At 60.9% G+C, this 22,647-nt stretch carries 28 protein-coding genes and 1 riboswitch; of the genes, 9 read left to right on the top strand and 19 right to left on the bottom strand.

What is annotated here, in order from left to right; translation table 11 throughout:
* Positions 1-41 precede the first annotated feature (41 nt).
* The 3 genes from ACP7E3_RS08810 (at position 42) to ACP7E3_RS08800 (ending at position 2,881) form a co-directional block, all read left to right on the top strand.
* A complete protein-coding gene (locus ACP7E3_RS08810; protein WP_017845949.1) occupies positions 42-1,007 on the top strand; it encodes a 2-hydroxyacid dehydrogenase in 966 nt (321 codons plus the stop codon).
* Between the two features lie 30 nt (positions 1,008-1,037).
* Positions 1,038-2,036, top strand: a complete 999-nt coding sequence (locus ACP7E3_RS08805) for a class I SAM-dependent methyltransferase (protein ID WP_017845950.1) — start codon at positions 1,038-1,040, stop codon at positions 2,034-2,036.
* Positions 2,037-2,086: 50 nt separating this feature from the next.
* Positions 2,087-2,208: riboswitch (yybP-ykoY riboswitch) on the top strand.
* Positions 2,209-2,296: 88 nt separating this feature from the next.
* Positions 2,297-2,881, top strand: a complete 585-nt coding sequence (locus ACP7E3_RS08800; protein ID WP_017845951.1) for a TMEM165/GDT1 family protein — start codon at positions 2,297-2,299, stop codon at positions 2,879-2,881.
* Positions 2,882-2,961: 80 nt separating this feature from the next.
* Here the strand turns inward: ACP7E3_RS08800 and ACP7E3_RS08795 are convergent, their stop codons facing one another.
* The 4 genes from ACP7E3_RS08795 to ACP7E3_RS08780 form a co-directional block, all read right to left on the bottom strand.
* Positions 2,962-3,780, bottom strand: a complete 819-nt coding sequence (locus ACP7E3_RS08795) for a M48 family metallopeptidase (protein ID WP_017845952.1) — start codon at positions 3,778-3,780, stop codon at positions 2,962-2,964.
* Between the two features lie 136 nt (positions 3,781-3,916).
* Entirely contained in the window at positions 3,917-4,537 is a 621-nt protein-coding gene (locus ACP7E3_RS08790) for an SOS response-associated peptidase (protein WP_057004262.1), read from the bottom strand.
* A 36-nt stretch (positions 4,538-4,573) separates the two neighbouring features.
* Positions 4,574-4,834 (bottom strand): putative signal transducing protein, encoded by a 261-nt coding sequence (locus ACP7E3_RS08785; RefSeq protein ID WP_017845954.1) that lies wholly within the window; start codon positions 4,832-4,834, stop codon positions 4,574-4,576.
* Positions 4,835-4,845: 11 nt separating this feature from the next.
* On the bottom strand, positions 4,846-5,028 hold the full coding sequence (locus ACP7E3_RS08780) for a CPXCG motif-containing cysteine-rich protein (RefSeq protein ID WP_017845955.1): 183 nt from the start codon (positions 5,026-5,028) through the stop codon (positions 4,846-4,848).
* 133 nt (positions 5,029-5,161) lie between these two features.
* On the opposite strand from ACP7E3_RS08780, the gene ACP7E3_RS08775 reads away from it, so the two are divergent.
* A complete protein-coding gene (locus ACP7E3_RS08775) occupies positions 5,162-6,325 on the top strand; it encodes a 1-acyl-sn-glycerol-3-phosphate acyltransferase (RefSeq protein WP_169850554.1) in 1,164 nt (387 codons plus the stop codon).
* A 121-nt stretch (positions 6,326-6,446) separates the two neighbouring features.
* Here the strand turns inward: ACP7E3_RS08775 and ACP7E3_RS08770 are convergent, their stop codons facing one another.
* Positions 6,447-6,704 (bottom strand): hypothetical protein, encoded by a 258-nt coding sequence (locus ACP7E3_RS08770; protein ID WP_046384667.1) that lies wholly within the window; start codon positions 6,702-6,704, stop codon positions 6,447-6,449.
* Positions 6,705-6,886: 182 nt separating this feature from the next.
* Here ACP7E3_RS08770 and ACP7E3_RS08765 point away from each other — a divergent pair, with 182 nt between their 5' ends.
* Entirely contained in the window at positions 6,887-7,096 is a 210-nt protein-coding gene (locus ACP7E3_RS08765) for a hypothetical protein (protein WP_426122872.1), read from the top strand.
* A 55-nt stretch (positions 7,097-7,151) separates the two neighbouring features.
* On the opposite strand, the gene ACP7E3_RS08760 is transcribed toward ACP7E3_RS08765, so the two are convergent.
* Positions 7,152-7,736 carry a YajG family lipoprotein gene (locus ACP7E3_RS08760; RefSeq protein ID WP_126587543.1) on the bottom strand — a complete coding sequence of 195 codons (585 nt, stop codon included), beginning with the start codon at positions 7,734-7,736 and terminating at the stop codon, positions 7,152-7,154.
* A 193-nt stretch (positions 7,737-7,929) separates the two neighbouring features.
* Between ACP7E3_RS08760 and ACP7E3_RS08755 the strand changes: the two genes are divergently transcribed.
* Positions 7,930-8,163 carry a hypothetical protein gene (locus ACP7E3_RS08755; RefSeq protein ID WP_426122870.1) on the top strand — a complete coding sequence of 78 codons (234 nt, stop codon included), beginning with the start codon at positions 7,930-7,932 and terminating at the stop codon, positions 8,161-8,163.
* 718 nt (positions 8,164-8,881) lie between these two features.
* The gene (mqo, locus tag ACP7E3_RS08750; RefSeq protein WP_057004261.1) at positions 8,882-10,390 is read left to right on the top strand and encodes a malate dehydrogenase (quinone); all 1,509 of its coding nucleotides are present in this window, start codon (positions 8,882-8,884) and stop codon (positions 10,388-10,390) included.
* Between the two features lie 62 nt (positions 10,391-10,452).
* Here the strand turns inward: mqo and ACP7E3_RS08745 are convergent, their stop codons facing one another.
* From ACP7E3_RS08745 to ACP7E3_RS08735, 3 genes are all read right to left on the bottom strand, one after another.
* Positions 10,453-10,740 carry a PA4642 family protein gene (locus ACP7E3_RS08745; RefSeq protein WP_046384671.1) on the bottom strand — a complete coding sequence of 96 codons (288 nt, stop codon included), beginning with the start codon at positions 10,738-10,740 and terminating at the stop codon, positions 10,453-10,455.
* Between the two features lie 191 nt (positions 10,741-10,931).
* The gene (locus ACP7E3_RS08740; RefSeq protein WP_128191582.1) at positions 10,932-11,417 is read right to left on the bottom strand and encodes a hypothetical protein; all 486 of its coding nucleotides are present in this window, start codon (positions 11,415-11,417) and stop codon (positions 10,932-10,934) included.
* A 62-nt stretch (positions 11,418-11,479) separates the two neighbouring features.
* Positions 11,480-12,037 carry a hypoxanthine-guanine phosphoribosyltransferase gene (locus ACP7E3_RS08735; RefSeq protein WP_010567709.1) on the bottom strand — a complete coding sequence of 186 codons (558 nt, stop codon included), beginning with the start codon at positions 12,035-12,037 and terminating at the stop codon, positions 11,480-11,482.
* 163 nt (positions 12,038-12,200) lie between these two features.
* Between ACP7E3_RS08735 and upp the strand changes: the two genes are divergently transcribed.
* Both upp and ACP7E3_RS08725 read left to right on the top strand, forming a co-directional pair.
* Positions 12,201-12,839 carry a uracil phosphoribosyltransferase gene (upp, locus tag ACP7E3_RS08730; RefSeq protein ID WP_017845966.1) on the top strand — a complete coding sequence of 213 codons (639 nt, stop codon included), beginning with the start codon at positions 12,201-12,203 and terminating at the stop codon, positions 12,837-12,839.
* Positions 12,840-12,841: 2 nt separating this feature from the next.
* The gene (locus ACP7E3_RS08725) at positions 12,842-14,116 is read left to right on the top strand and encodes a uracil-xanthine permease family protein (protein ID WP_017845967.1); all 1,275 of its coding nucleotides are present in this window, start codon (positions 12,842-12,844) and stop codon (positions 14,114-14,116) included.
* Positions 14,117-14,245: 129 nt separating this feature from the next.
* On the opposite strand, the gene hisC is transcribed toward ACP7E3_RS08725, so the two are convergent.
* The 10 genes from hisC to ACP7E3_RS08675 form a co-directional block, all read right to left on the bottom strand.
* Positions 14,246-15,298: a histidinol-phosphate transaminase gene (gene hisC / locus ACP7E3_RS08720; RefSeq protein WP_057004259.1), complete on the bottom strand. Its 1,053-nt coding sequence runs from the start codon at positions 15,296-15,298 to the stop codon at positions 14,246-14,248.
* Between the two features lie 3 nt (positions 15,299-15,301).
* A complete protein-coding gene (gene hisD / locus ACP7E3_RS08715; RefSeq protein WP_017845969.1) occupies positions 15,302-16,627 on the bottom strand; it encodes a histidinol dehydrogenase in 1,326 nt (441 codons plus the stop codon).
* Between the two features lie 379 nt (positions 16,628-17,006).
* Entirely contained in the window at positions 17,007-17,642 is a 636-nt protein-coding gene (gene hisG, locus ACP7E3_RS08710) for an ATP phosphoribosyltransferase (protein WP_017845970.1), read from the bottom strand.
* A 156-nt stretch (positions 17,643-17,798) separates the two neighbouring features.
* The gene (gene murA, locus ACP7E3_RS08705; RefSeq protein WP_017845971.1) at positions 17,799-19,064 is read right to left on the bottom strand and encodes a UDP-N-acetylglucosamine 1-carboxyvinyltransferase; all 1,266 of its coding nucleotides are present in this window, start codon (positions 19,062-19,064) and stop codon (positions 17,799-17,801) included.
* 23 nt (positions 19,065-19,087) lie between these two features.
* Positions 19,088-19,327, bottom strand: a complete 240-nt coding sequence (locus ACP7E3_RS08700) for a BolA family protein (protein WP_017845972.1) — start codon at positions 19,325-19,327, stop codon at positions 19,088-19,090.
* A gap of 114 nt (positions 19,328-19,441) precedes the next feature.
* Positions 19,442-19,747 carry an STAS domain-containing protein gene (locus ACP7E3_RS08695; RefSeq protein ID WP_017845973.1) on the bottom strand — a complete coding sequence of 102 codons (306 nt, stop codon included), beginning with the start codon at positions 19,745-19,747 and terminating at the stop codon, positions 19,442-19,444.
* Positions 19,744-20,391 (bottom strand): MlaC/ttg2D family ABC transporter substrate-binding protein, encoded by a 648-nt coding sequence (locus ACP7E3_RS08690; protein ID WP_046384674.1) that lies wholly within the window; start codon positions 20,389-20,391, stop codon positions 19,744-19,746. Before ACP7E3_RS08690 ends, ACP7E3_RS08695 begins: the two co-directional genes overlap by 4 nt.
* Before the next feature lie 11 nt (positions 20,392-20,402).
* Positions 20,403-20,870 carry an outer membrane lipid asymmetry maintenance protein MlaD gene (gene mlaD / locus ACP7E3_RS08685; protein ID WP_017845975.1) on the bottom strand — a complete coding sequence of 156 codons (468 nt, stop codon included), beginning with the start codon at positions 20,868-20,870 and terminating at the stop codon, positions 20,403-20,405.
* Positions 20,870-21,667: a lipid asymmetry maintenance ABC transporter permease subunit MlaE gene (mlaE, locus tag ACP7E3_RS08680; protein WP_017845976.1), complete on the bottom strand. Its 798-nt coding sequence runs from the start codon at positions 21,665-21,667 to the stop codon at positions 20,870-20,872. The genes mlaD and mlaE overlap by 1 nt, the downstream gene beginning before the upstream one ends.
* Complete coding sequence (locus tag ACP7E3_RS08675; protein ID WP_003171811.1) at positions 21,667-22,476, bottom strand: ATP-binding cassette domain-containing protein; 810 nt, start codon at positions 22,474-22,476, stop codon at positions 21,667-21,669. Before ACP7E3_RS08675 ends, mlaE begins: the two co-directional genes overlap by 1 nt.
* Between the last annotated feature and the right edge of the window lie 171 nt (positions 22,477-22,647).

Below are 22,647 nucleotides of genomic sequence, written 5' to 3'. Positions count from 1 at the left end.
GCAGATTACGCCTTCGAACCCTGTCACAAAAGGTACAGTTGATGACGAACAATCGCCGCGCCGTCTTCCTAGATCACCCATCCCTCGACCTGGGGGATCTCGATCTCAGTGAGCTGCACAACTGTTTCAGCGAGCTGCAGCTGTTTGAGCAGACCACCCCGCAGAATGTGGTCGAACGCCTGCAAGGCGCCCAGGTCGCTATCAGCAACAAGATTGCGCTCAACAGCGAAACCCTGGCCGCCTGCCCCGAACTCAAACTGATCCTGGTGTCGGCCACGGGCACCAATAACGTCGACCTTGAAGCCGCCCGCGCCCATGGCGTCACCGTCAGTAACTGTCAGGGCTACGGCACGCCGTCGGTGGCGCAGCATACGATCATGCTGCTGCTCAACCTGGCGACGCGGCTGAAGGACTATCAACGGGATGTCAGCGCGGGCAAATGGCAAGCCGCCAAGCAGTTCTGCCTGCTGGACCACCCGATCGTCGAGCTGGAGGGCAAAACCCTCGGTTTGCTCGGGCATGGCGAACTGGGCAGTGCCGTCGCACGGCTGGCCGAGGCCTTTGGCATGCGCGTCATACTCGGCGCCATTCCCGGGCGCCCTGCCCGCGCCGACCGCATGCCGCTGGATGAACTGCTGGCGCAGGTCGACGCGCTGACGCTGCACTGCCCGCTCAACGAACACACCCGCGACTTGATCGGCGCTCGCGAGCTGGCGCTGCTCAAGCCCGGCGCGTTTATCGTCAACACCGCGCGCGGTGGCCTGATCAACGAACAGGCCCTGGCCGACGCCTTGCGCAATGGCCACCTGGGCGGCGCGGCGACCGATGTGCTGAGCGTCGAACCTCCGGTGCATGGCAACCCGTTGCTGGCCGACGATATCCCGCGCTTGATCGTCACGCCCCACAACGCCTGGGGCAGTCGCGAAGCGCGGCAGCGGATTGTCGGCCAACTGGCGGAAAACGCCCGCGGCTTTTTCAGCGGCGCCCCGCTGCGCGTCGTCAGTTGATAAACTGCGCCCCTTTTCAAGGAGCAGACCATGGATCCGCGCAGTGAAGTACTGCTTCGTCAGGCCGAACTTTTTCAAGGCAACCTGCTGCTGGTGGGGTTGCCTGCCGACGATTTGCTTGGCCGCCTGCCCAACGCCCACGGCTGGTGCTGGCATGCCGGTGACCAGGCTGCGCTCGACGCACGTTTCCCCGAGCGCAGCCAGTTCGGCGTGAATGTGCCGCAGCGCACGTTTGATGCGGCAGTGATCTTCCTGCCCAAGTCCAAGGACCTCACCGACTATCTGCTCAACGCCGTGGCCGCGCGCCTGCCCGGTGCCGAGCTGTTTCTGGTGGGGGAGAAAAAAGGCGGGATCGAAAGCGCCGCCAAACAGATGATCCCCTTCGGCAAGCCGCGCAAACTCGATAACGCACGGCACTGCCAGTTGTGGCAGGTCACCGTGGCCAACGCGCCGCAAGCGGTGGAGTTGGAGAGCCTGGCGCAGGTTTTCGAAGTGCCGCTGGCCGAAGGTCCGCTGAAAGTGGTGAGCCTGCCGGGCGTGTTCAGCCATGGCCGCCTGGATCGTGGCACCGAGTTGTTGCTGGAGCATTTGGACAAACTGCCCAGCGGCCACCTGCTGGACTTCGGTTGCGGCGCCGGTGTGTTGGGCGCGGCGGTCAAACGTCGCTACCCGCACAATACGGTGACGATGCTGGATGTGGACGCCTTCGCCACCGCCAGCAGCCGCCTGACCCTGGCGGCCAACGGTCTGGAAGCCGACGTGCTGACCGCAGACGGCATCGATGCCGCGCCAATGGGCTTGAACGCGATCCTGAGCAACCCGCCGTTCCATGTCGGGGTACACACCGATTACTTCGCCACGGAGAACTTGCTGCGAAAAGCCGCGAAACACCTGGCAAAAGGCGGCGAACTCCGACTGGTTGCCAACAGCTTCCTGAAGTACCAGCCGCTGATCGAAGAGCACTTGGGCGTGTGTGCGGTCAAGGCCGAAGGCAATGGTTTTCGCATCTATCGCGCCAAGCGCGGCTGATCGGCGTTTGCAAAAGAACACTTGCCGAATGGATTTTGCCTAGGCAGAATCCGCTCCGTCCTAGGGGAGTAGTCTCCCACGAGCGCCACGCTCGTCCGGCATACGTCAACATACTTGGTCAGCAGACCATGGCGTATGCGACCCAGGAGTCCGCTCAGACGGACCGGGGTTTGACAAGACCTATGACACGCACACCTTACCCGGGGCGGGAAGGCTGTACGTGTCATAGCCGTGTCGACCCGTCCCTGGAAACCTACCTGATGCTGGATTCACTGCTCGTCCCTACCGCAATCGTTGCCTTGGCCGAAATCGGCGACAAGACCCAACTGCTCGCGCTCATCCTTGCCGCACGCTTTCGCAAACCCTGGCCGATCATCGCCGGCATCATCGCCGCGACCCTGGCGAACCATGCCGCTGCGGGTGCCGTAGGTGCCTGGTTCGGCAGTTTCTTCTCGGATGCGGTGCTGCACTGGATTCTCGCCGCAAGTTTCTGTGCCACGGCGCTGTGGACCCTGGTGCCGGACAAACTCGACGATGACGAAGCCAGCACCACGCGCAAGTTCGGGCCGTTCCTGACCACCCTGATTGCGTTCTTCCTCGCCGAAATCGGCGACAAGACGCAGATCGCCACGGTGATGCTGGCGGCGCAATACCCTGAGCTGTGGCTGGTGGTTATCGGCACCACCCTGGGCATGTTGATTGCCAACGTACCGGTGGTTCTGGCGGGGAATTTTGCCGCGGAGAAATTGCCGTTGACCTTGATTCGTCGACTGGCGGCTACGGCGTTTTTCGTCCTGGCGATCGTGGCGGTGTACAAGGCCATGCAAAGCAGCGGTTGGATCTAAGGATCCAAGCCTGCAAACCCAATCCAATGTGGGAGGGGCTTGCCCCCTCCCACATTTGGATCTTCATGAGGCTTGGATTATCAGGACTTCTTGGCCTGCTGATACAACGGCATCACCTTCGGAATCGCCGCCTGCAACGAGGCGATCCGACTGTCGGAGGCCGGGTGAGTGCTCATGAACTCCGGAGGCGCGCCTTCCGAAGCCTTGGCCATCTTGTTCCACAACGTGATGGCGGCGTTCGGGTTGTAACCGGCGCGGGCCGCCAGCTCCAGGCCGATCAGGTCCGCTTCGTTTTCATTGCTGCGGCTGTTGGGCAAGGTCATGCCGTAGTTGGCCACGGTATCGGCCAGCGCCATGCTGTCCTGGCCGAGACCAAGCAACGCGCCGGCGCCCTGCTTGGCCATCTCGATGCCGTAGGCCTTGGACATGGCTTCACGGCCATGCTCGCGCAAGGCGTGGGCGATTTCATGGCCCATCACCGCCGCCAGCTCGTCATCGCTGAGCTTGAGGTTATCGATCAGCCCGCTGTACACGAAGATCTTGCCGCCCGGCCCGCAGTTGGCGTTCATCTCATCGCTCTTGATCAGGTTCACTTCCCACTTCCACTGCGCCGCATCCGGACGGAAGGTCGGCGCCTGGGCGATCAGGCGGTTGGCGATGGCCTGCACGCGCTTGGCGTTGGCGCTGGTCTTGTCCACCAGGCCTTTGCCGCTGGCTTCACCCAGGGTCTGCTGGTAGGACTGCGCATACATCTGGTCGACTTCCTGGCTCGACAGCATGCTGAACATGTACTGCTTGCGCTCCACCCCAACGGCACCGCCGCTGGTGGTGTTGACGGACTGACACCCGGCCAGCAGCACTGCTGCCGCCAATACACTTACGGCCAATGATTTCTTCATCAACACACTCTCCCTGAAAAGACGCCCTGAAAACATGGCGCGTATCCTAGGCGGTGATTTGTATCGACGCCAGATACATCAGACGTGCAGACGCTAAATTTCGGATACATCCCACAACGGTGGCGGACTTTCGGGCTCAAGCCGGAGTCAGGCACTCCGGCCCATTCAGCTTGGGATCGTTGACCATGTTGGCCAGCACCCGTTCACGCAAGGCGACCGGCTCGCTGGCCAACAGCCCCTGCAACACCGGCAGCGGCGTCTCGGGGTTCAGCCAGGCTTCCTGCCCCGCCGCATCCAGAATCAACGGCCGCCGCTGACTCTGCGCCGCCTGGGTCACCACCGCGGTGCTCAGCCACACTTGCTCCTGCACCGGATACGCTTCCCAGATGGCCGCAAAAAACAGCGTCGAACCTTCCCCTGGCGTCAACCAGTACGGCCGCTTGCGCTGGGTGCCGCGCCATTCGTAGAACCCGTTGGCCGGCAACAGGCAGCGACGCTGGCGAAACGCTTCGCGGAACATCGGTTGCTCAGCCAGGGTTTCGGCGCGGGCATGCGCCGGGGTACGGGAAAGGTCCGTCAGCCAAGGCGGTGTCAGGCCCCAGCGGGCGCGGGCCAGGGTGCGCTGGCCGTCGGTGGCGCGCTGGATCAGCACCGAATCATTGGGAGAAATATTCCACTGGGCCTGCTGATCCGCCGGAAAGCCCGGCAAGGCAGCAAACGTGGGGTTCCAGCGAAACAGGGCATAACGTCCACACATGGGGCAACACGACTCTTGGATAAACCGACCGACAGCCTAACAGACCAACACGTCGGGGAAGCTGTCGGGTTCATCGCCGGGCAACGGTTGCGCACCGTTATACGCGGTGATCAGCTCCCGCGCGCAGGCTGCCTGGTCGTTGTCCACTTCTAGCCCCAGCAGCCCGAAAATCGGTAACTCGCCGCTACCGCCGAGCAAATGGCGCCCCACCAAATGCGCCTCGATCCCTTCGCTGGCGAGCATCTGCTGCAGCAGCTCGCCTTCCATCAGGTTTTCCGGTTCGTAGATTCGCTGCATGGGCGTACCTGCTATTCGTTTTCGCTGCGAGTTTCGAGCATCCACTCTTCACCATGGACCTGCAGGTTGAAAATGATCGGTCGGCAACATACCTGACAGTCTTCTATATAGGTCTGGTCGCCGCCGGATAAATCCACGGTTGTCTCCACCACTTCACCACAATAAGGACAATCGTACAGCGCGGTTTCCAGCATCGCAGTCTCCCAAGTGACTTGTGCGTATAATCGCCGGTCTATTTACAGGGTTATATTTCGGCCGAGCCCATTACTCGGGCCGCACCCTGGTATTTCCTCTACTTACCCTAGCCGTTTCTAACAAGAGAGCATGATGGGCGAATTCGATACCATCCGACCTTACAACGACAGCGAAGTCCCGGCAGTGCTGGAGCGGCTGTTCAGTGACAAGGCCTTTCTGGACATCCTGACCCACTTCCGCTTCCCGCGCTTTGCCGGCGCGCTGGGCTGGCTGCTCAAACCCATGATCGCCCGCAAACTGCGCCGTGAATTCGCCGGCGTCACCACCGTGGCCACGCTGCAGGACAAAGTCGAGTATTACGTCGACCACACCATTGATCGAGCGACCGACGGCGTGACCTATACCGGCGTGGAACAGCTCAAATCGGGCACCGCCTACGTCTTTTTGGCCAACCATCGCGATATCGTGATGGACCCGGCCTTCGTCAACTACGCCGTGTACCACGCCGGCCTGCCGACACCGCGTATCGCCATCGGCGACAACCTGCTGCAAAAGCCGTTTGTCAGCGACCTGATGCGCCTGAACAAGAGCTTCATCGTGCACCGCTCGATCACCGGGCGAAAGGAAAAAATGGCGGCTTACCAGTTGCTGTCGGCCTACATCAACCATTCGATCCGCCACGACTGCCAGTCGATCTGGATCGCCCAGGCCGAAGGCCGCGCCAAGGATGGGGATGACCGCACCGAATCGGCGATCCTCAAGATGTTCCACGTCAGCCGCAAGGACGAGCCGTTCGCCGAGGTGATCCAGTCGCTGAACCTGACGCCCGTGTCCATCAGCTACGAATACGACCCATGCGACTTGGCCAAGGCTCGCGAGCTGTACATCCGCGCCACCACCGGCACCTACACCAAGGCACCGGGTGAAGACGATGTGAGCATTGCCCTGGGCATTACCGGCTACAAGGGCCGGGTGCATGTGAACTTTGCCCCGCCGATCACCGAGCGCTTCGAAGACACCAAGCTGCTCGCCGTGGAAATGGACCGGCAGATTCTCGGAGGTTATCGCCTGTTCCCGGTTCACTACCTGGCCTACGCCCAGTGGAGTGACGCCGACCCGCAACTGCAGGTGCCCAAGGCAGCGGATATCTTCCCGGCCGACGAGTTGGCCAAGGCCAAGGCAGAGTGGGAGCGGCGCTTGAGCGAGTGCCCGGTCGAACACCGGCCGTTCCTGGTGGTGCAATATGCAACGCCAGTGCGCAATCAATATCGGGTCAAGGCGGGAATCCCGCTGTAATACACCTAGCCAAACCTGTGGGAGCGGGCTTGCCTGCGATGCGGTGGTTCAGTCACAGCGGTACCGACTGTAACTCCGTTGTCGCGAGCAAGCCCGCTCCCACCGTCGTTTCAGGGTGCAACTAAAAACGCGTGCTGATCCATGAAACCAGCAGCGCCAGCCCCAGGCAGGCGAAACCAATACGATAAGCCAGGCGATGCGCCCGTTCGGTGCGTACATCCAGAAACAGCATGGGTTGGTCGATGGCGCGCTCTTCGCTTTGCGCGGCGAGCCTGGCCATGGCGCGCTGTTCCTTCAAACGGGTAATGAATAGCAGTGCAGCGCCAGAGCAGGCCACTGATAGAGCAACAACATTGATCAGCAGTCCGGCCAGCGCCATCACACACCTCGTTGAAACAGTGCCTTGGTATCCATTCAGATACAAACCTGAACGGAAGTCGCCTCCTGCACCTAAAAGCTCCTTCCCCCATTGACGGCTAATGTATCGAGTAATTTACGGCGTCACCTGAACGTCACCTTAACCGTTCACTCTGTGGCCCTTCGAACGCTCGGGAGCTTGTCATGTTGCACGCGCAAAACCAGGATCGACTGTATTTGATAGCCCCAAGCGATGAGCAAGAGGCGCTGATCGGCGGCCTCGCGTTCAACGTCCAGGATCGCCACTGGCTGGTGTATTGCGCCCTTGGCGGGCACCAGCATGCGGACCTGCCGGAGACGGACCTGCTGACCGGGATAAGCCTGCTCGACTTCGGTATCAACACCGCGGCATGAAACGGCGGGCACAAAAAAGCCGGGCTCAGCGCTGAGCCCGGCTTGTTATTGAGCGTTATTGCGAGCTGAGCAGCTGGCCGATGCTCGGGTCCTTGAACAGACGGGTCAGGGCGTCGCTCAGGACATCGCTGACCAGCTTGGTGTTGGTCTCCTGGTTAGGCGACATGCCGAAGCGCTGGTTGAGGGACGCACCATAACGGCCGCTGTAGCGACGGGTGCCGGCGCTCACGTCGGACCTGAACGTCGCGCCGATAGTGGCCTCAGTCACGTACAGGCCTTCTTTGGGCGACTGGTATTTCAGCTCGGCCAGGGTGATGGTCAACTGCGGCGCGCCCGGCGAGTTGGCCGGGGTAAAGCCGAGCAGCCGCACCGCGGCTTCAGCCTGGGCTTGCAGCTTGGGGAGCACATCGGCACCGCTCACCGACACCAGCGCGGTCTCCGGATACAGGCCACCACGGGAGCCCAGGGTCGGCGAAGGACGACCATCCACCACACGCACCGACACCGGCTGACCGTGACCCACCGGGGCCAACTGCGTGGTGAGCTTCGGTTGCGGGCTGAGTTGTTGCGGGCTATTGGCGCAGCCAACCAGGGTCAAACTGGTCACAGTGATCAAACCGAACAACAGGCGTTGCAACATGCTCTTCTCTCCAGAAATCGAGTACCGACAGGCCGGCAGTATAGCGGGCGGCCCTCGCCGGGAACTAGCGTCAGTTACAACCTAAGACCCGCAGGCATTGTAGGGGTTCGGTGTCACCGATATGTCACAGCCGATACACGCGCCCGTCATCCCCGGCAGGCATGCTTGGCCTCAATCTCAGGAGGCTGATTTCATGCATTTTCTCTGGTCGCTGTTTACCCGCAAGCCCGCCCTTCGCCAATTTGCCCTGCTCGATGTGCAAGGTCGCTGCCAGGCTTTCAAAGAGTGCAGCCAGCCACCGGTCGGCGCTGGCTGGGTGGAAATCGAAGAAATCCGCTTGAGCTGGATGCACCGCCCGCTGCCCGCCAGCGCCCGTATCAGCCAACGCGCGACGCAGTCGCCGCATCGCCACCCGTTGGCCGCCTGACCGAACGCCTAATAAAAGTCATAAAACACGCCCATTTCCTTGGCGTTCTTCGCTACAATCTCCCCCCGATTATAAGGACGTCTCCTGATCGGGCCTCGCAACATCGTTAATGCTTCGGTATTAGCCCCCCCAGATCGCCCACAGAGAGCCGCCCACACAGATCGTGTGAAGCTGGCGCGCTTGCTGTTTTCTTTGCAAACCACCCGCCTTTACCGAATCTGCCAGAGCTGCCATTGCGCTCGGCCACTTGAGTTGTTTGCCCGTTTTGCCGCATGCCGGCAAGGTTTTCCGGGCCAGGTGCCAGGCTGGGGCAGCCCTTTTTTGAGGTTCACGTCTTCAAAAGAGCGTGAAAAAACGGGTTTTCACAACTTCACAAGAGTGTGGCGAGCAAATGAATAGTTTGGCGTTTGTACAAGCACCATCAGCGTCTGGAACAGCCCAATCACACAGGACCGAGTGCTCCGGGGCTTGAGCCTGTCCGCTACGGATTGATTGCACGGATCGCACGCTTTGACCATAAGTCGAATTGCCACGGCAGCCCATGAATGCGTTCATAGGCGGATTAGCCCGGCAGGAAGCGTGCGCTGAACTTGCAAAGAATTGCGAATCGGACATGGCGATCCTGGCCATGGGTAACCTGGGGCAACACGTGAACCGCCCCGTCACTCCTGGCAGCCATGCCGTCAATTTGGTGCTGCAGATTTTGGAGACGCGTTAAATGGCGCATAACGAAGCAGTCGACGTAGTACTGGTAGGGGCCGGCATCATGAGTGCCACCCTGGCCGTACTGCTCAAAGAGCTCGACCCCGGCCTCAAGCTGGAAGTCGTTGAGCTGATGGACTCGGGAGCCGCGGAGAGTTCCAACCCGTGGAACAACGCCGGTACCGGCCACGCCGGGCTGTGTGAGCTGAATTACACACCCCAGGCCGCCGACGGTTCCATCGACATCAAGAAAGCTGTCCACATCAACACCCAGTTCGAGGTGTCGAAGCAGTTCTGGGCGTACCTGACCAAAAAAGGCACCTTTGGCTCGTCCAGGTCCTTTATCACCCCGGTGCCGCACCTGAGCTTCGTGCAGGGCGACAAAGGCGTAGCCTTCCTCAGGAAGCGCTTTGAAACCCTCAGCCAGCATCATGCATTTTCGGATATGCGCTATACCGAAGACCGCAACGAGATGGTCGAGTGGATGCCGCTGATGATGCCAGGCCGCCCGCTCGACGAAAAAATCGCCGCGACCCGTGTGCAGAACGGCACCGACGTCAACTTCGGCGCCCTGACCAACCAGTTGCTGAACCACCTGACCAGCGCGCCCGATGCCCAGGTCAAGTACAGCAAACGCGTGACCGGCCTCAAGCGCAATGGCGCGGGCTGGACCGTGAGCATCAAGGACGTCAACAGCGGCAACAGCCGCGACGTGGACGCCAAGTTCGTGTTCCTCGGCGCCGGTGGCGCGGCCCTGCCGCTGCTGCAAGCCTCGGGCATCGAAGAAAGCAAAGGCTTCGGCGGTTTCCCGGTCAGTGGCCAGTGGCTGCGTTGCGACAACCCGGAAGTGGTCAAGCACCACCAGGCCAAGGTTTACAGCCAGGCCGCCGTGGGGTCGCCACCGATGTCCGTGCCGCACCTGGACACCCGCGTGGTCGACGGCAAGACGTCCCTGCTGTTCGGGCCTTACGCCGGTTTCACCACCAAGTTCCTCAAGCACGGCTCGTTCCTTGACCTGCCGTTGTCGGTGCGCGCCGGCAACATCGGCCCGATGCTGGCCGTGGCCCGGGACAACATGGACCTGACCAAGTACCTGGTCAGCGAAGTGATGCAGTCCATGGAACAGCGCCTGGAATCCCTGCGCCGCTTCTACCCGCAAGCCAAAGCCGAAGACTGGCGCCTGGAAGTGGCCGGCCAACGGGTGCAGATCATCAAGAAAGACCCGAAAAAAGGCGGCGTGCTGCAATTCGGCACCGAGCTGGTCGCGGCCAAAGACGGCTCGCTGGCGGCGCTGCTGGGCGCGTCCCCGGGCGCTTCGGTGACGGTGTCGATCATGCTCGAACTGATCGAACGCTGCTTCCCGACCAAGGCTGCCGGCGAGTGGGCGGCCAAACTGCACGAGATCTTCCCGGCCCGTGAAAAGGTCCTGGAGACCGATGCCGAGCTGTACCGCAAGATCAACGCGCAGAACAACATCAGCCTGGAACTGGTTGAGCAAAACAACGAAGCCCAAAGCTACGCTTAAGGCCTCGAAATAAAAAAGCCCCGCTTCTCGATATGAGCAGCGGGGCTTTTTTTCGCCTGCGATCAGCCGCGGGCGTTATCGATCAATTCAATGTACTCGGCGGCGTTGCGCTGGTCCTTGATCAGGTCGACGAAGGTATGGCCATGCTCGTCCTTGCCATCGAGGTCCAGGCCGGCGGCCTTGAAGAAGCCCAGGAAGCGCTCGAAGTCGTCGATACGCAGGCCACGATAGGCCTTGATCAGTTTGTGCAGGGAGGGTGAAGTCGCGTCGACGGGTTCGAAGTCCAGGAACAACTTGATCTGATCGTCGCCGATCTCGTCACCAATCACCTGTTTCTTATCTTTACGCATTACCGACTCCAGCCTGCGGACATTTACATGGGGTTTGAAGTCTACCTGCGAGGCGCGAGCGGCGAAAGCGCTGAGAACCACTGTGGGAGAGGGCTTGCTCCCGATTGCGCTGGATCCGTCAATTAGATGTCGACTGACACACCGTCATCGGGAGCAAGCACCCTCCCACATTGGGTTCGTCAGGGTGCTGGCTACTTGGTGCGTACCACGCCGGTATGCAGATCCGCCCAGATATGCCCATTGGCATAACTGAGGAACTGCACATACACCGTGTCATTGCGCAGCAGGTCGACGATCACGCGGTATTGGGTCGCGGGGTAGGACAAAGTCAGGGTCTTGGTCTTGTCATCGAACACCGGCTTTTTCAGGCTTTTGCTTTCGGCGTCGAAATTGACGTTCACCTGGGCGATGCTTGCGCCTTTGTTCAAGGACTTACCCTTGAGGCGAATCATCAACGGCGACGTCACCGGGATCGGCTGCTGCGTGGATTGGCGCTGATTACCTACCACCACGGCATACTCGGTGACTTGCAACAGTTGCTGCTGGTCGGGCGCTTCGGCGCGCAGGGCCAGGTCGTCGGGCGGCAGGAATTGGCTGTGCATCGGCGCCGGGGCGGCGGCCAGCGGCAAGCTGAGGGTCAGCGCCAGGGCGGCGCAGGTGCGAATCAACAGGCTCATGAACAGCTCCAGACGCAGAAGCCAAGCACGATAGCATGCGCAACCCTGCGTCGGAGCCTTGATCACATGCCTTTAACGGCGTAAATCCCATTGGCGTTGCGCCAGTAACCTTTGTAGTCCATGCCGTAACCGAAGATGTAGCGATCGATGCACGGCAGGCCGACGAAATCGGCCTTCATTTCCGGGCGCGCCTTGCGGTCGTGGTCTTTGTCGATCAGCACGGCGGTATGGACTTTGCGCGCGCCGGCGTGTTTGCAGAAGTCGATGATCGCGCCCAGGGTGTGCCCTTCATCGAGGATGTCGTCGATGATCAGCACGTCGCGGTCGATGAACGAGACTTCCGGCTTGGCTTTCCAGAACAGGTCGCCGCCGCTGGTTTCGTTGCGATAACGCGTGGCATGCAGGTAGGACGCTTCCAGCGGGAAGTGCAGATGGGTCAGCAATTTGCCGGCGAAGATCAGACCACCGTTCATCACGCAGAAGACCACCGGGTTGGTGTCGGCCATTTCGCGGGTGATCTGTGCGCCGACCTTGGCGATCGCCTCTTCGACTTGCGCTTCGGTGTACAGGCAGTCAGCCTCGCGCATGATTTGACGGATATGCTCGAGATCAGCGGACATGGCGCTCTCCAGGGGGTGCTGTGGCAAGAAAAGCGGGCAAAGGTACGCATGTGAGGCGCAACGTTCAAGCCTTAATGGACTAACGTGCTAGATGTCTATAGGACAACACCCTCGGATAGATTAATCTAGGCCGGTTTTTTTGCCCGCCGCCGGAGCCTTTCCCATGCCCACTCGCGAGATCCGCCATCCGCTGATCCGACACAAGCTCGGCCTTATGCGCCGCGCCGACATTAGCACGAAGAACTTCCGTGAGCTCGCTCAGGAAGTCGGAGCGTTGCTCACCTACGAAGCCACCAAAGACCTGCCCCTGGAGAGCTACGAGATCCCCGGTTGGGCCGGCCCCGTCCAGGTCGAGAAGATCGCTGGCAAGAAAATCACCGTGGTGCCGATCCTGCGCGCCGGCATCGGCATGCTCGAAGGCGTCCTCAGCCTGATCCCCGGCGCCAAGGTCAGCGCCGTGGGCGTGGCTCGCAATGAAGAGACGCTGCAGGCCCACACCTACCTGGAAAAACTCGTACCGGAAATCAACGAGCGTCTGGCGATGATCATCGACCCGATGCTCGCCACCGGCAGTTCCATGGTTGCCACCATCGACCTGCTGAAGAGGGCCGGTTGCAAGGACATCCGCGCCATGGTGCTGGTCGCCGCGCCCGAAGGCATCGCCGCCGTCGAGAAGGCCCACCCGGACGTGCAGATCTACACCGCGTCCATCGATGAGCGCCTGAATGAAAACGGATACATCATCCCAGGCCTGGGCGACGCCGGTGACAAGATCTTCGGTACCAAGCAGAAGGACGCGTGAACATGCAGGATGAATTCAACGACCCGCTTTGGCGCCAGATCCTGTCTGGCGCACAAATGCTCTTTGTGGCATTTGGCGCGTTGGTGTTGATGCCGCTGATCACAGGTCTTGATCCAAACGTCGCCTTGTTCACCGCCGGCCTGGGCACGCTGCTGTTCCAGCTGGTGACCGGGCGGCAGGTGCCGGTGTTTCTGGCGTCGAGCTTTGCCTTTATCACCCCGATCATTCTCGCCAAGGGCCAGTTCGGCCTGGCGGCGACCATGGGCGGGGTGATGGCGGCCGGTTTCGTTTATACCTTCATGGGGTTGGCGGTGAAGATCAAGGGCACCGGTTTCATCGACCGGCTGCTGCCGCCGGTGGTGATCGGGCCGGTGATCATTTCCATCGGCCTGGCCATGGCGCCGATTGCCGCCAACATGGCGATGGGTAAATCCGGCGATGGCGCCGAGCTGATCCATTACCAGACGGCGATGCTGATCTCGATGCCGGCGCTGCTGACCACCCTGATCGTGGCCGTGTTCGGCAAGGGCATTTTCCGCCTGGTGCCGATCATCTCCGGCGTGCTGGTGGGCTTTGCCATGGCGTTCTACTTCGGCGTGGTCGATACGGCCAAAATTGCCGCCGCACCGTGGTTCGCCCTGCCTCACTTCACCGCGCCGGAATTCAACTGGCAGGCGATTCTGTTTATCGTCCCGGTGGCCCTGGCCCCGGCGATCGAGCATATCGGCGGTGTGATTGCGGTGGGCAGCGTGACCGGTCGCGACTACCTGAAGAAGCCCGGCCTGCACCGCACCCTGCTGGGTGACGGGATTGCCACCACGGCCGCCGGCCTGTTTGGCGGCCCGCCGAACACCACCTACGCCGAAGTGACCGGCGCAGTGATGCTGACCAAGAACTACAACCCGAAGATCATGACCTGGGCGGCAATCTTTGCCATCAGCCTGGCGTTTATCGGCAAGTTCGGCGCACTGCTGCAGAGCATTCCAGTGCCGGTGATGGGCGGGATTCTGTGCCTGCTGTTCGGCTCGATCGCCGCTGTGGGCATGAACACGCTGATCCGCCACAAGATCGACCTGGGCGAAGCCCGCAATCTGGTGATTGTGTCGGTGACGTTGGTGTTCGGGATTGGCGGTGTGCTGATCGGCACCGGCACCGGTCCGGACGATTTCGGCCTGAAGGGCATCGCCCTGTGTGCGGTGGTAGCGATTGGCTTGAACCTGCTGCTGCCGGGCAATGATGGCTGGAAGCACAAGAAGCCGGATGAGCCGTTGATCTAACCAGCACTGCAAAACTGAATGTGGGAGGGGGCTTGCCCCCGATGACGGAGTGCCAGTCGACATCTAATCGACTGATCTGCCGCTATCGGGGGCAAGCCCCCTCCCACATTGTTAGATCTTCAGTGTGACTTAGAGCTCGCCTAGGCCATCGATCAGCGCCTGGTTCTGCTCCGCCGTACCGATGCTGATCCGCAGGAACTGATCAATCCGCGCCTGCTTGAAGTGCCGCACGATCACGCCTTGCTCACGCAACTTGGCCGCCAGGCCGGCGGCGTCGTGCCGTGGGTGGCGGGCGAAGATGAAGTTCGCAGCCGATGGCAACACTTCAAAGCCCTTGCCTTCCAATTGCGCGACGACCTTGTTGCGGCTGTCGATCACCCACCGACATGTCTTCTCGAAGTACTCGCGGTCGTCGAACGCCGCCGCTGCGCCGACAATCGCCAGGCGATCGAGCGGATAGGAGTTGAAGCTGTTCTTGACCCGCTCCAGCGCCTCGATCAGGTCCGGGTGGCCCACGGCCAGGCCCACGCGCAAACCGGCCAGTGAGCGCGATTTGGACAAGGTCTGGGTGACCAGCAGGTTCGGGTAGCGATCCACCAGGCTGATGGCGGTTTCGCCACCGAAGTCGACGTAGGCTTCATCCACCACCACCACCGAATCCGGGCTGGCCTTGAGGATCTGCTCCACCGCGTCCAGGGCCAGCACGCAGCCGGTCGGCGCGTTCGGGTTGGGGAAGATGATCCCGCCGTTCGGCCTGGCGTAGTCCGCCGCGCGGATCTGGAACTGCTCATCCAGCGGCACCGCGTCGAATTTGATGCCGTAAAGGCCGCAGTACACCGGATAGAAGCTGTAGCTGATATCCGGGAACAGCAGCGGCGAGTCGTGCTGGAACAGCGCGTGGAAGATGTGTGCCAGGACTTCGTCGGAACCGTTGCCGAGGAACACTTTACCGGCGTCGATCCCGTAATAGCGGGCCACGGCCTGCTTGAGCAGGTCGCTGTTGGGGTCCGGGTACAGGCGCAGATTGTCGCTCAACTCGACCTGCATGGCCGCCAGCGCCTTGGGCGACGGGCCGTAGGGGTTTTCGTTGGTGTTGAGCTTGACCAGCTTGGTCAACTTGGGCTGTTCACCGGGTACGTAAGGCACCAGCTCCTTGACGAAGGGGCTCCAGAATTTGCTCATGTCTCAGTTCCCCTTATTGTCTTCAAGGATGCGGTATTCGGCGCTCCGGGCGTGGGCGCTCAAGGATTCGCCACGGGCCAGTACCGAGGCGGTCTTGCCCAACTCGGAAGCGCCTTGTGGCGAGCAGAAGATGATCGACGAACGTTTCTGGAAGTCGTACACCCCCAGCGGCGACGAGAAGCGCGCGGTGCCGGAGGTCGGCAACACGTGGTTGGGGCCCGCGCAGTAGTCGCCCAGGGCTTCGCTGGTGTGACGGCCCATGAAGATCGCGCCCGCGTGACGAATCGACGGCAGCCAGGCCTGTGGGTCGGCCACGGACAACTCCAGGTGTTCCGGCGCGATGCGGTTGGCCACTTCGATGGCCTGCTCCATGTCGCGCACCAGGATCAACGCACCACGGCCATTGATCGACTTCTCGATGATCTCGGCGCGGTCCATGGTCGGCAGCAGCTTGTTGATGCTGGCGGCGACTTTGTCGAGGAACTCGGCATCTGGGCTGACCAGAATCGCCTGGGCGTCTTCGTCGTGCTCGGCCTGGGAAAACAGGTCCATGGCGATCCAGTCCGGGTCGGTCTGGCCATCACACACCACGAGGATTTCCGAAGGACCGGCGATCATGTCGATACCGACCTGGCCAAATACATGGCGCTTGGCGGTGGCGACATAGATGTTGCCGGGGCCGACCACTTTGTCGACCATCGGCACGCTTTCGGTGCCGTAGGCCAACGCCGCGACAGCCTGGGCGCCGCCGATGGTGAACACGCGGTCGACACCGGCGATGCAGGCGGCCGCGAGGACCAGCTCGTTGATCTCACCGCGCGGGGTCGGCACCACCATGACCACTTCGGTCACACCGGCCACCTTGGCGGGAATCGCGTTCATCAATACCGACGACGGGTACGAGGCTTTACCGCCCGGCACGTACAGGCCGGCGCGGTCCAGCGGCGTGACCTTCTGGCCCAATACGGTGCCGTCGGCCTCGGTGTAGCTCCAGGAATCCTGTTTCTGTTTTTCGTGGTAGCTGCGCACCCGCGCCGCCGCGAGTTCCAGGGCTTCGCGCTGCGGCGCGGTGATGCGCGTCAGGGCCAGCTCCAAGCGTTCGCGGGGCAGGATCAGGTCCGACATGGACTTGACGTCCAGGCCGTCGAACTGGCGGGTGAAATCCACCAGCGCGGCGTCACCGCGCTCGCGCACGGCCTTGATGATATCGAGCACCCGCTGGTTGACCGAGTCGTCGGACACGCTTTCCCAACTCAGCAGATGATCCAGATGATGGGCGAAATCCGGGTCGGCAGCGTTGAGTCGGGCAATTGCAGTGGACGTGGTCATAGCGAGGGCCTCATAGGATTGGCAAAAACTCAGGCGCCCGAAGGTGCGCTGACGTTCAATAACGAATCGCGTTGGTGCTGTGGCCGTGCCAGGCAAGGCGCGGGACGCCGGTAAGGGTTTGCTTCCTTACCAAGTCCCGCAACGCGGCATGGCGCGGCCACAGTACCAACGCGTAGAGCCTTGCCTCAAAAGGCAGGCTGCTACGCGTCGCTAGGTATTGAAAAAAAAACTTCTACTAACATAACTTGCCTTTTGGGGTAAGGCGCGATTCGTTATTGAACGTCAGCGCACCTTCCCAGCAGTCGTTTCCGCTTGGGCACCTGAGAATTCTGGCTATGAGGCGGATAGACGGGCGCAGCCGTTTGGCTACGCGGGTGAGTCAACCGCGGTGTCGAGACTCCACTGCGTTGCGCAGGGTGTCGATCAACGCCTGGATACGCGCGTGCTGCATCTTCATCGATGCCTTGTTGACGATCAGCCGGGAGCTGATGTCAGCAATGAAATCCTGGGGCTCCAGGCCGTTGGCGCGCAGGGTGTTGCCGGTGTCGACCACGTCGATGATCTTGTCGGCCAGGCCAATCAGCGGCGCCAGCTCCATCGAGCCGTACAGCTTGATGATATCGACCTGACGGCCTTGCTCGGCGTAGTAACGCTTGGCGATATTGACGAACTTGGTGGCCACCCGCAGGCGACCTTTAGGCTCGACATCACCGACACGGCCGGCGGTCATCAGCTTGCACAGGGCAATACGCAGGTCCAACGGCTCGTACAGGCCCTGGCCGCCGTATTCCATCAATACGTCTTTACCGGCGACACCCAGGTCGGCGGCACCGTGTTCAACATAGGTCGGCACATCGGTAGCCCGCACGATCAGCAGGCGAACGTCGTCCTGGGTCGTAGGGATGATCAGCTTGCGGCTCTTGTCCGGATTCTCGGTCGGCACGATGCCCGCTTCAGCCAGAAGCGGCAAAGTGTCGTCAAGGATGCGGCCCTTGGACAGTGCGATGGTCAACATGGGAAACGTCAGTCCTTCATCAGGCTATTGCGGTCTGGTCGCAAACGGCGCCAGACACAGATCGAGGCCATTACAGCCTCGATTTGAAACACATTCAGCCGGAATACGCAATTGCACACCCCGGGCGGGCGCATCCCTGCGCCCGTGCAGCGGGGACTAGCCCGGTACGCGGCGGATCTTCGCGCCGAGCATCTGCAGTTTTTCTTCGATGCACTCGTAGCCACGGTCAATGTGGTAGATGCGGTCGATCAGGGTGTCGCCCTCTGCGCACAGCGCGGAGATCACCAGGCTGGCCGAAGCCCGCAGGTCGGTGGCCATGACGGGCGCGCCCTTGAGCTTGTCGATGCCGGTCACGATGGCCGTGTTGCCTTCGACCTGGATCTTCGCGCCCATGCGGTGCAGTTCGTACACGTGCATGAAGCGGTTTTCGAAGATGGTCTCGATCACAGCGCCGGTGCCTTCGGCAATCGCGTTCAGGGAGATGAACTGCGCTTGCATGTCGGTCGGGAACGCCGGGTACGGAGCGGTCCGCACGTTGACGGCTTTTGGCCGCTTGCCGTGCATGTTCAGCTCGATCCAATCTTCACCGGTGGTGATTTCAGCGCCGGCTTCCTTGAGTTTTTCCAGCACGGACTCAAGGATCGTCGGATCAGTGTCCTTGACCTTGACGCGGCCACCGGTGACGGCGGCGGCAACCAGGTAGGTCCCGGTCTCGATGCGGTCCGGCATCACCTTGTAGGTGGCCGAATGCAGGCGTTTTACACCTTCGACGGTGATGGTGTCGGTGCCGGCGCCGCTGATATTGGCGCCCATGGCGATCAGGAAGTTGGCCAGGTCGACCACTTCCGGCTCGCGCGCGGCGTTTTGCAAGACGCTGCGGCCGTTGGCCAGGGCAGCGGCCATCATGATGTTCTCGGTACCGGTCACGCTGACGGTATCAAAGAAGAAGTTGGCGCCACGCAGGCCGCCTTCCGGCGCCTTGGCCTTGATGTAGCCGCCTTCGACGTCGATGGTGGCGCCCATGGCTTCAAGGCCACGGATGTGCAGGTCGACCGGACGCGAACCGATCGCGCAACCGCCAGGCAAGGCCACTTCGGCTTCGCCGAAACGGGCAACCATCGGGCCGAGCACCAGGATCGACGCACGCATGGTTTTCACCAGCTCATACGGGGCGATCAAGGTCTTGATGGTGCGCGGGTCGATTTCAACCGACAGTTTTTCGTCGATCACCGGCTCAATGCCCATGCGACCGAACAGTTCGATCATGGTGGTGATGTCGTGCAGGTGCGGCAGGTTGGCCACGGTCACAGGGCCATCACACAGCAAGGTCGCTGCCAGGATCGGCAAGGCGGAGTTTTTCGCACCGGAAATGCGGATCTCGCCATCAAGGCGGGCACCACCGGTAATAATCAATTTATCCATAAGAATCTCGACGCCTTGGGGGCTCAGGTGCGCTCGGCCCAGGCCGCGCGGCTGAAAAATTTCATAGTGACCGCATGGATGCTGCCATCGGTGATCCACGGGTTCAAATGGGCATAGACCTGCTGTTGACGCTTGACCGGGCTCAATGCCGCCAGTTCATCGCTAATCACATTCAGCTGGAAGTTGCAGCCTTCGCCTTCAACTTCTACGTTCGTTTCCGGCAGCTTTCCTTCAAGGAAGCTCTTAACTTCTAGGGCCTGCATGCTCAACCTCTATCGGCGCCCAGTGCGCGCGGGTCGCACATCATACAAAAAAGCCCCGCGCCTGCGAACCCCGCATAGCAGGACTCTGACGGGGGGCTTTCTTGAATATGTGTATTAAGGATGCGCCAACAGCTCGGTCAGACCGGAAACGTCGGCAATTTCACGCATGTCGTCGGGCAACGCACGAATGCTCACCGGCTTTTTGGCCGCCTCGGCGTCGCGCATGAAGCACAGCAGCAACGACAAGCCGACGCTGCTGGACTTGGTCACCGCCGAGCAATCGAGCACCAGCGACGGTGCGGTGCTCGCCTGGATCAGCGCCTGCCCCTGCTTGCGCAGGTCGGGCCCGGTGCGGTAATCCAGCACGCCGCTGAGGAACAACTCGCCGGCATCGCCGATACGAACAGCCGCCTCGGTCATTGCGCGGGCTTCCCGGCGGCTTTATCGGTCTCTTCCTTGGCCTTGGCCACTTCACCGGCCCAACCATTGATGGTCTTGTCGAGGTCGTTGCCATTGCGCTGCATCGCGTCGGCGAACTGATCACGGAACAGTTTGCCGATGTTGATGCCGTTGATGATCACGTTACGCAGCTTCCACTCACCGCTGACCTTCTCCAGAGTGTATTGCACTGGATAGATGGCGCCGTTGCTGCCCTTGACGGTCATGCCGACGCTGGTGCGATCGCCCGACTCATCCTTGGCAGGGTCGACAGTGATCCCCTGGTTGTTGTACTCGAGCAGGGCGTTGCCGTAGAACTGAAACAGGCCCTTCTTGAAGTTTTCCTGGAATGTCTGCATCTGCGCAGGCGTCGCCTTGCGCGAATACTTCACCGTCATGATGCTGCGCGAAATGCCTTCGGCATCCACGACCGGGCCGACAATGGTGTTGAGCGAGTCGTAGAACTTGGTAGGGTCTTGCTTGTACTGTTCTTTATTGGCCTTCAGGTCAGCCAGCATTCTGCTGGTCGTGTCCTGCACCAGTTCGTGCGCAGAACCTGCCGCGTTGGCCATCAACGGCAGTGCTGCAAGCAGTACCAGCAGACCACGTCGCAAGGTAGAGATCATGAACAGATTCCTCATTTAGCGTCTTTATTGACCGTATTGAGCAGGAATTTACCGATCAGGTCCTCAAGCACCAGCGACGACTGTGTGTCGTGGATGGTCGAACCATCCTTGAGCAGAGCGGTTTCCCCGCCTACGCTGATACCGATGTATTTCTCGCCCAGCAAACCTGCGGTGAGGATCGATGCCGTGGAGTCAGTCGGCAGATTATCGACCTTCTTGTCCAGTTGCATCGTCACACGCCCGGTGAAGCTGTCGCGGTCCAGATCGATCGCCGTGACCTTGCCGATGGTTACACCGGCCATGGTCACTTTAGCTCTGACAGTCAAACCCGCGATATTGTCGAAGTACGCGTAAAGTTTATAGGTATCGGCGGTGGGGCTGGCCGAAAGGCCGCTGACTCGCAGGGCCAGCAACAGTAAAGCCAGGATGCCAGCCAGCAAGAAAAGGCCGACACCGATTTCCACAGTGCGGTTTTGCATCAGAAATCTCCAAACATCAAGGCGGTCAAAATAAAGTCAAGGCCCAGTACCGCCAGCGAGGCGTACACAACGGTCTTGGTGGTGGCGCGACTGATCCCTTCTGAAGTGGGCTCACAGTCATAGCCTTGGAATACGGCGATCCAGGTCACGACAAAGGCGAAGACAATGCTCTTAATGATGCCATTGAACACATCGCCGCTGAAGTTCACGCTGTTTTGCATGTTGGACCAGTAGGAGCCTTCATAGACCCCCAGCCAGTCCACCGCCACCCACGAACCGCCCCAGATACCCACCACGCTGAAGATCATCGCCAGCAGCGGCAGGGAAATGAAGCCGGCCCACAGGCGCGGGGCAACAATGTACTTGAGCGGGTCCACGCCGATCATCTCGAGGCTGGACAACTGCTCGGTGGACTTCATGTTGCCGATTTCGGCGGTCAGCGCAGAACCGGCGCGCCCGGCGAACAACAGGGCCGTGACGACCGGGCCGAGCTCACGCAACAGCGTCAGGGCGACCATCTGCCCCACCGCCTGCTCCGAGCCGTAGCTGGACAGGATATTGAAGCCCTGCAACGCCAGCACCATGCCGATGAAAACCCCGGAAACCACGATGATCACCAGGGACATCACACCAACGGAGTGCAGTTGCTTGATCAGCAGGCCGAAGCTGCCGCCAATGCCGCCACGGCCGAGCAAGGCGTGGAACAGGAATATCGTCGAACGGCCGAGCACTTCGATGATGTCGATGCCGGAACGCCCGAAAAGGCGCACCTTTTCGATAAGAGATGTCTTGCGCATCAGCGCTTCCCCAGAAGATCTGAGCGGTAGTCCGCTGCCGGAAAATGAAAAGGCACCGGGCCATCGGGATCGCCGGTCATGAATTGGCGAATGCGCGGGTTGTCAGCGTTCATCAGTTCTTCCGGCGTACCCTGCCCCAGCACCTGGCCATCACCGACTACATAGAGGTAGTCGGCGATGCTCGCGGTTTCGGCCAGGTCGTGGGAGACCACGATACTGGTGATCCCCAACGCATCGTTGAGCAGGCGGATCAGGCGCACCAACACGCCCATGGCGATCGGGTCCTGGCCCACGAAGGGTTCGTCATACATGAGAATCTGCGGATCGAGGGCAATGGCACGCGCCAGGGCGACACGACGCTTCATGCCGCCGGACAGTTCATCCGGCATCAGGTCGATGGCGCCGCGAAGGCCCACGGCCTGCAGCTTCAGCAACACAATGTCACGAATCATCTCGTCGGACAGTTGGGTGTGTACCCGCAGCGGAAACGCTACGTTCTCGAACACATCGAGGTCGGTGAACAACGCACCGCTCTGGAACAGCACCCCCATGTGCTTGCGCGCATCGAACAGATCGCTGCGCGACAACGTCGGCAGGTTCTGGCCGTTGACCCACACTTCGCCGGCACTGGGGCGCAATTGCATGCCCATCAAGCGCAACAGGGTGGTCTTGCCGCAACCGGAAGGCCCCATGATGCCCGTGACCTTACCGCGGGGAATGCGAATATCGACGTTATTGAAGATGCTGCGCGTCCCGCGCTTGAAGGTAAGGCCCTTCAGCTCGACCGCGTAGGCGTTATCGGCACTCATCTAAACTCCTTGGGATGCAGCCTCTCACTCAGACACCACGTTGGCGACAAACGTTTGCAACGGTTGCGCAACAACAGTTAGCCACATGGGCTGGGCGGACCGAACTGGCGGCGAACTATATCACTGCTGGTGCGGAGCCCCCAAGGCCGGAACAGCGCTTGTTCAGATTGG

Origin of the sequence: Pseudomonas sp. PSPC2-3 (assembly GCF_049898265.1) — a bacterium.
Taxonomy (GTDB): Bacteria; Pseudomonadota; Gammaproteobacteria; order Pseudomonadales; family Pseudomonadaceae; genus Aquipseudomonas; species Aquipseudomonas veronii.
The sequence above is the reverse complement of the archived record's forward strand: the minus strand, read 5'-3'. Positions and strand labels throughout refer to the sequence as shown.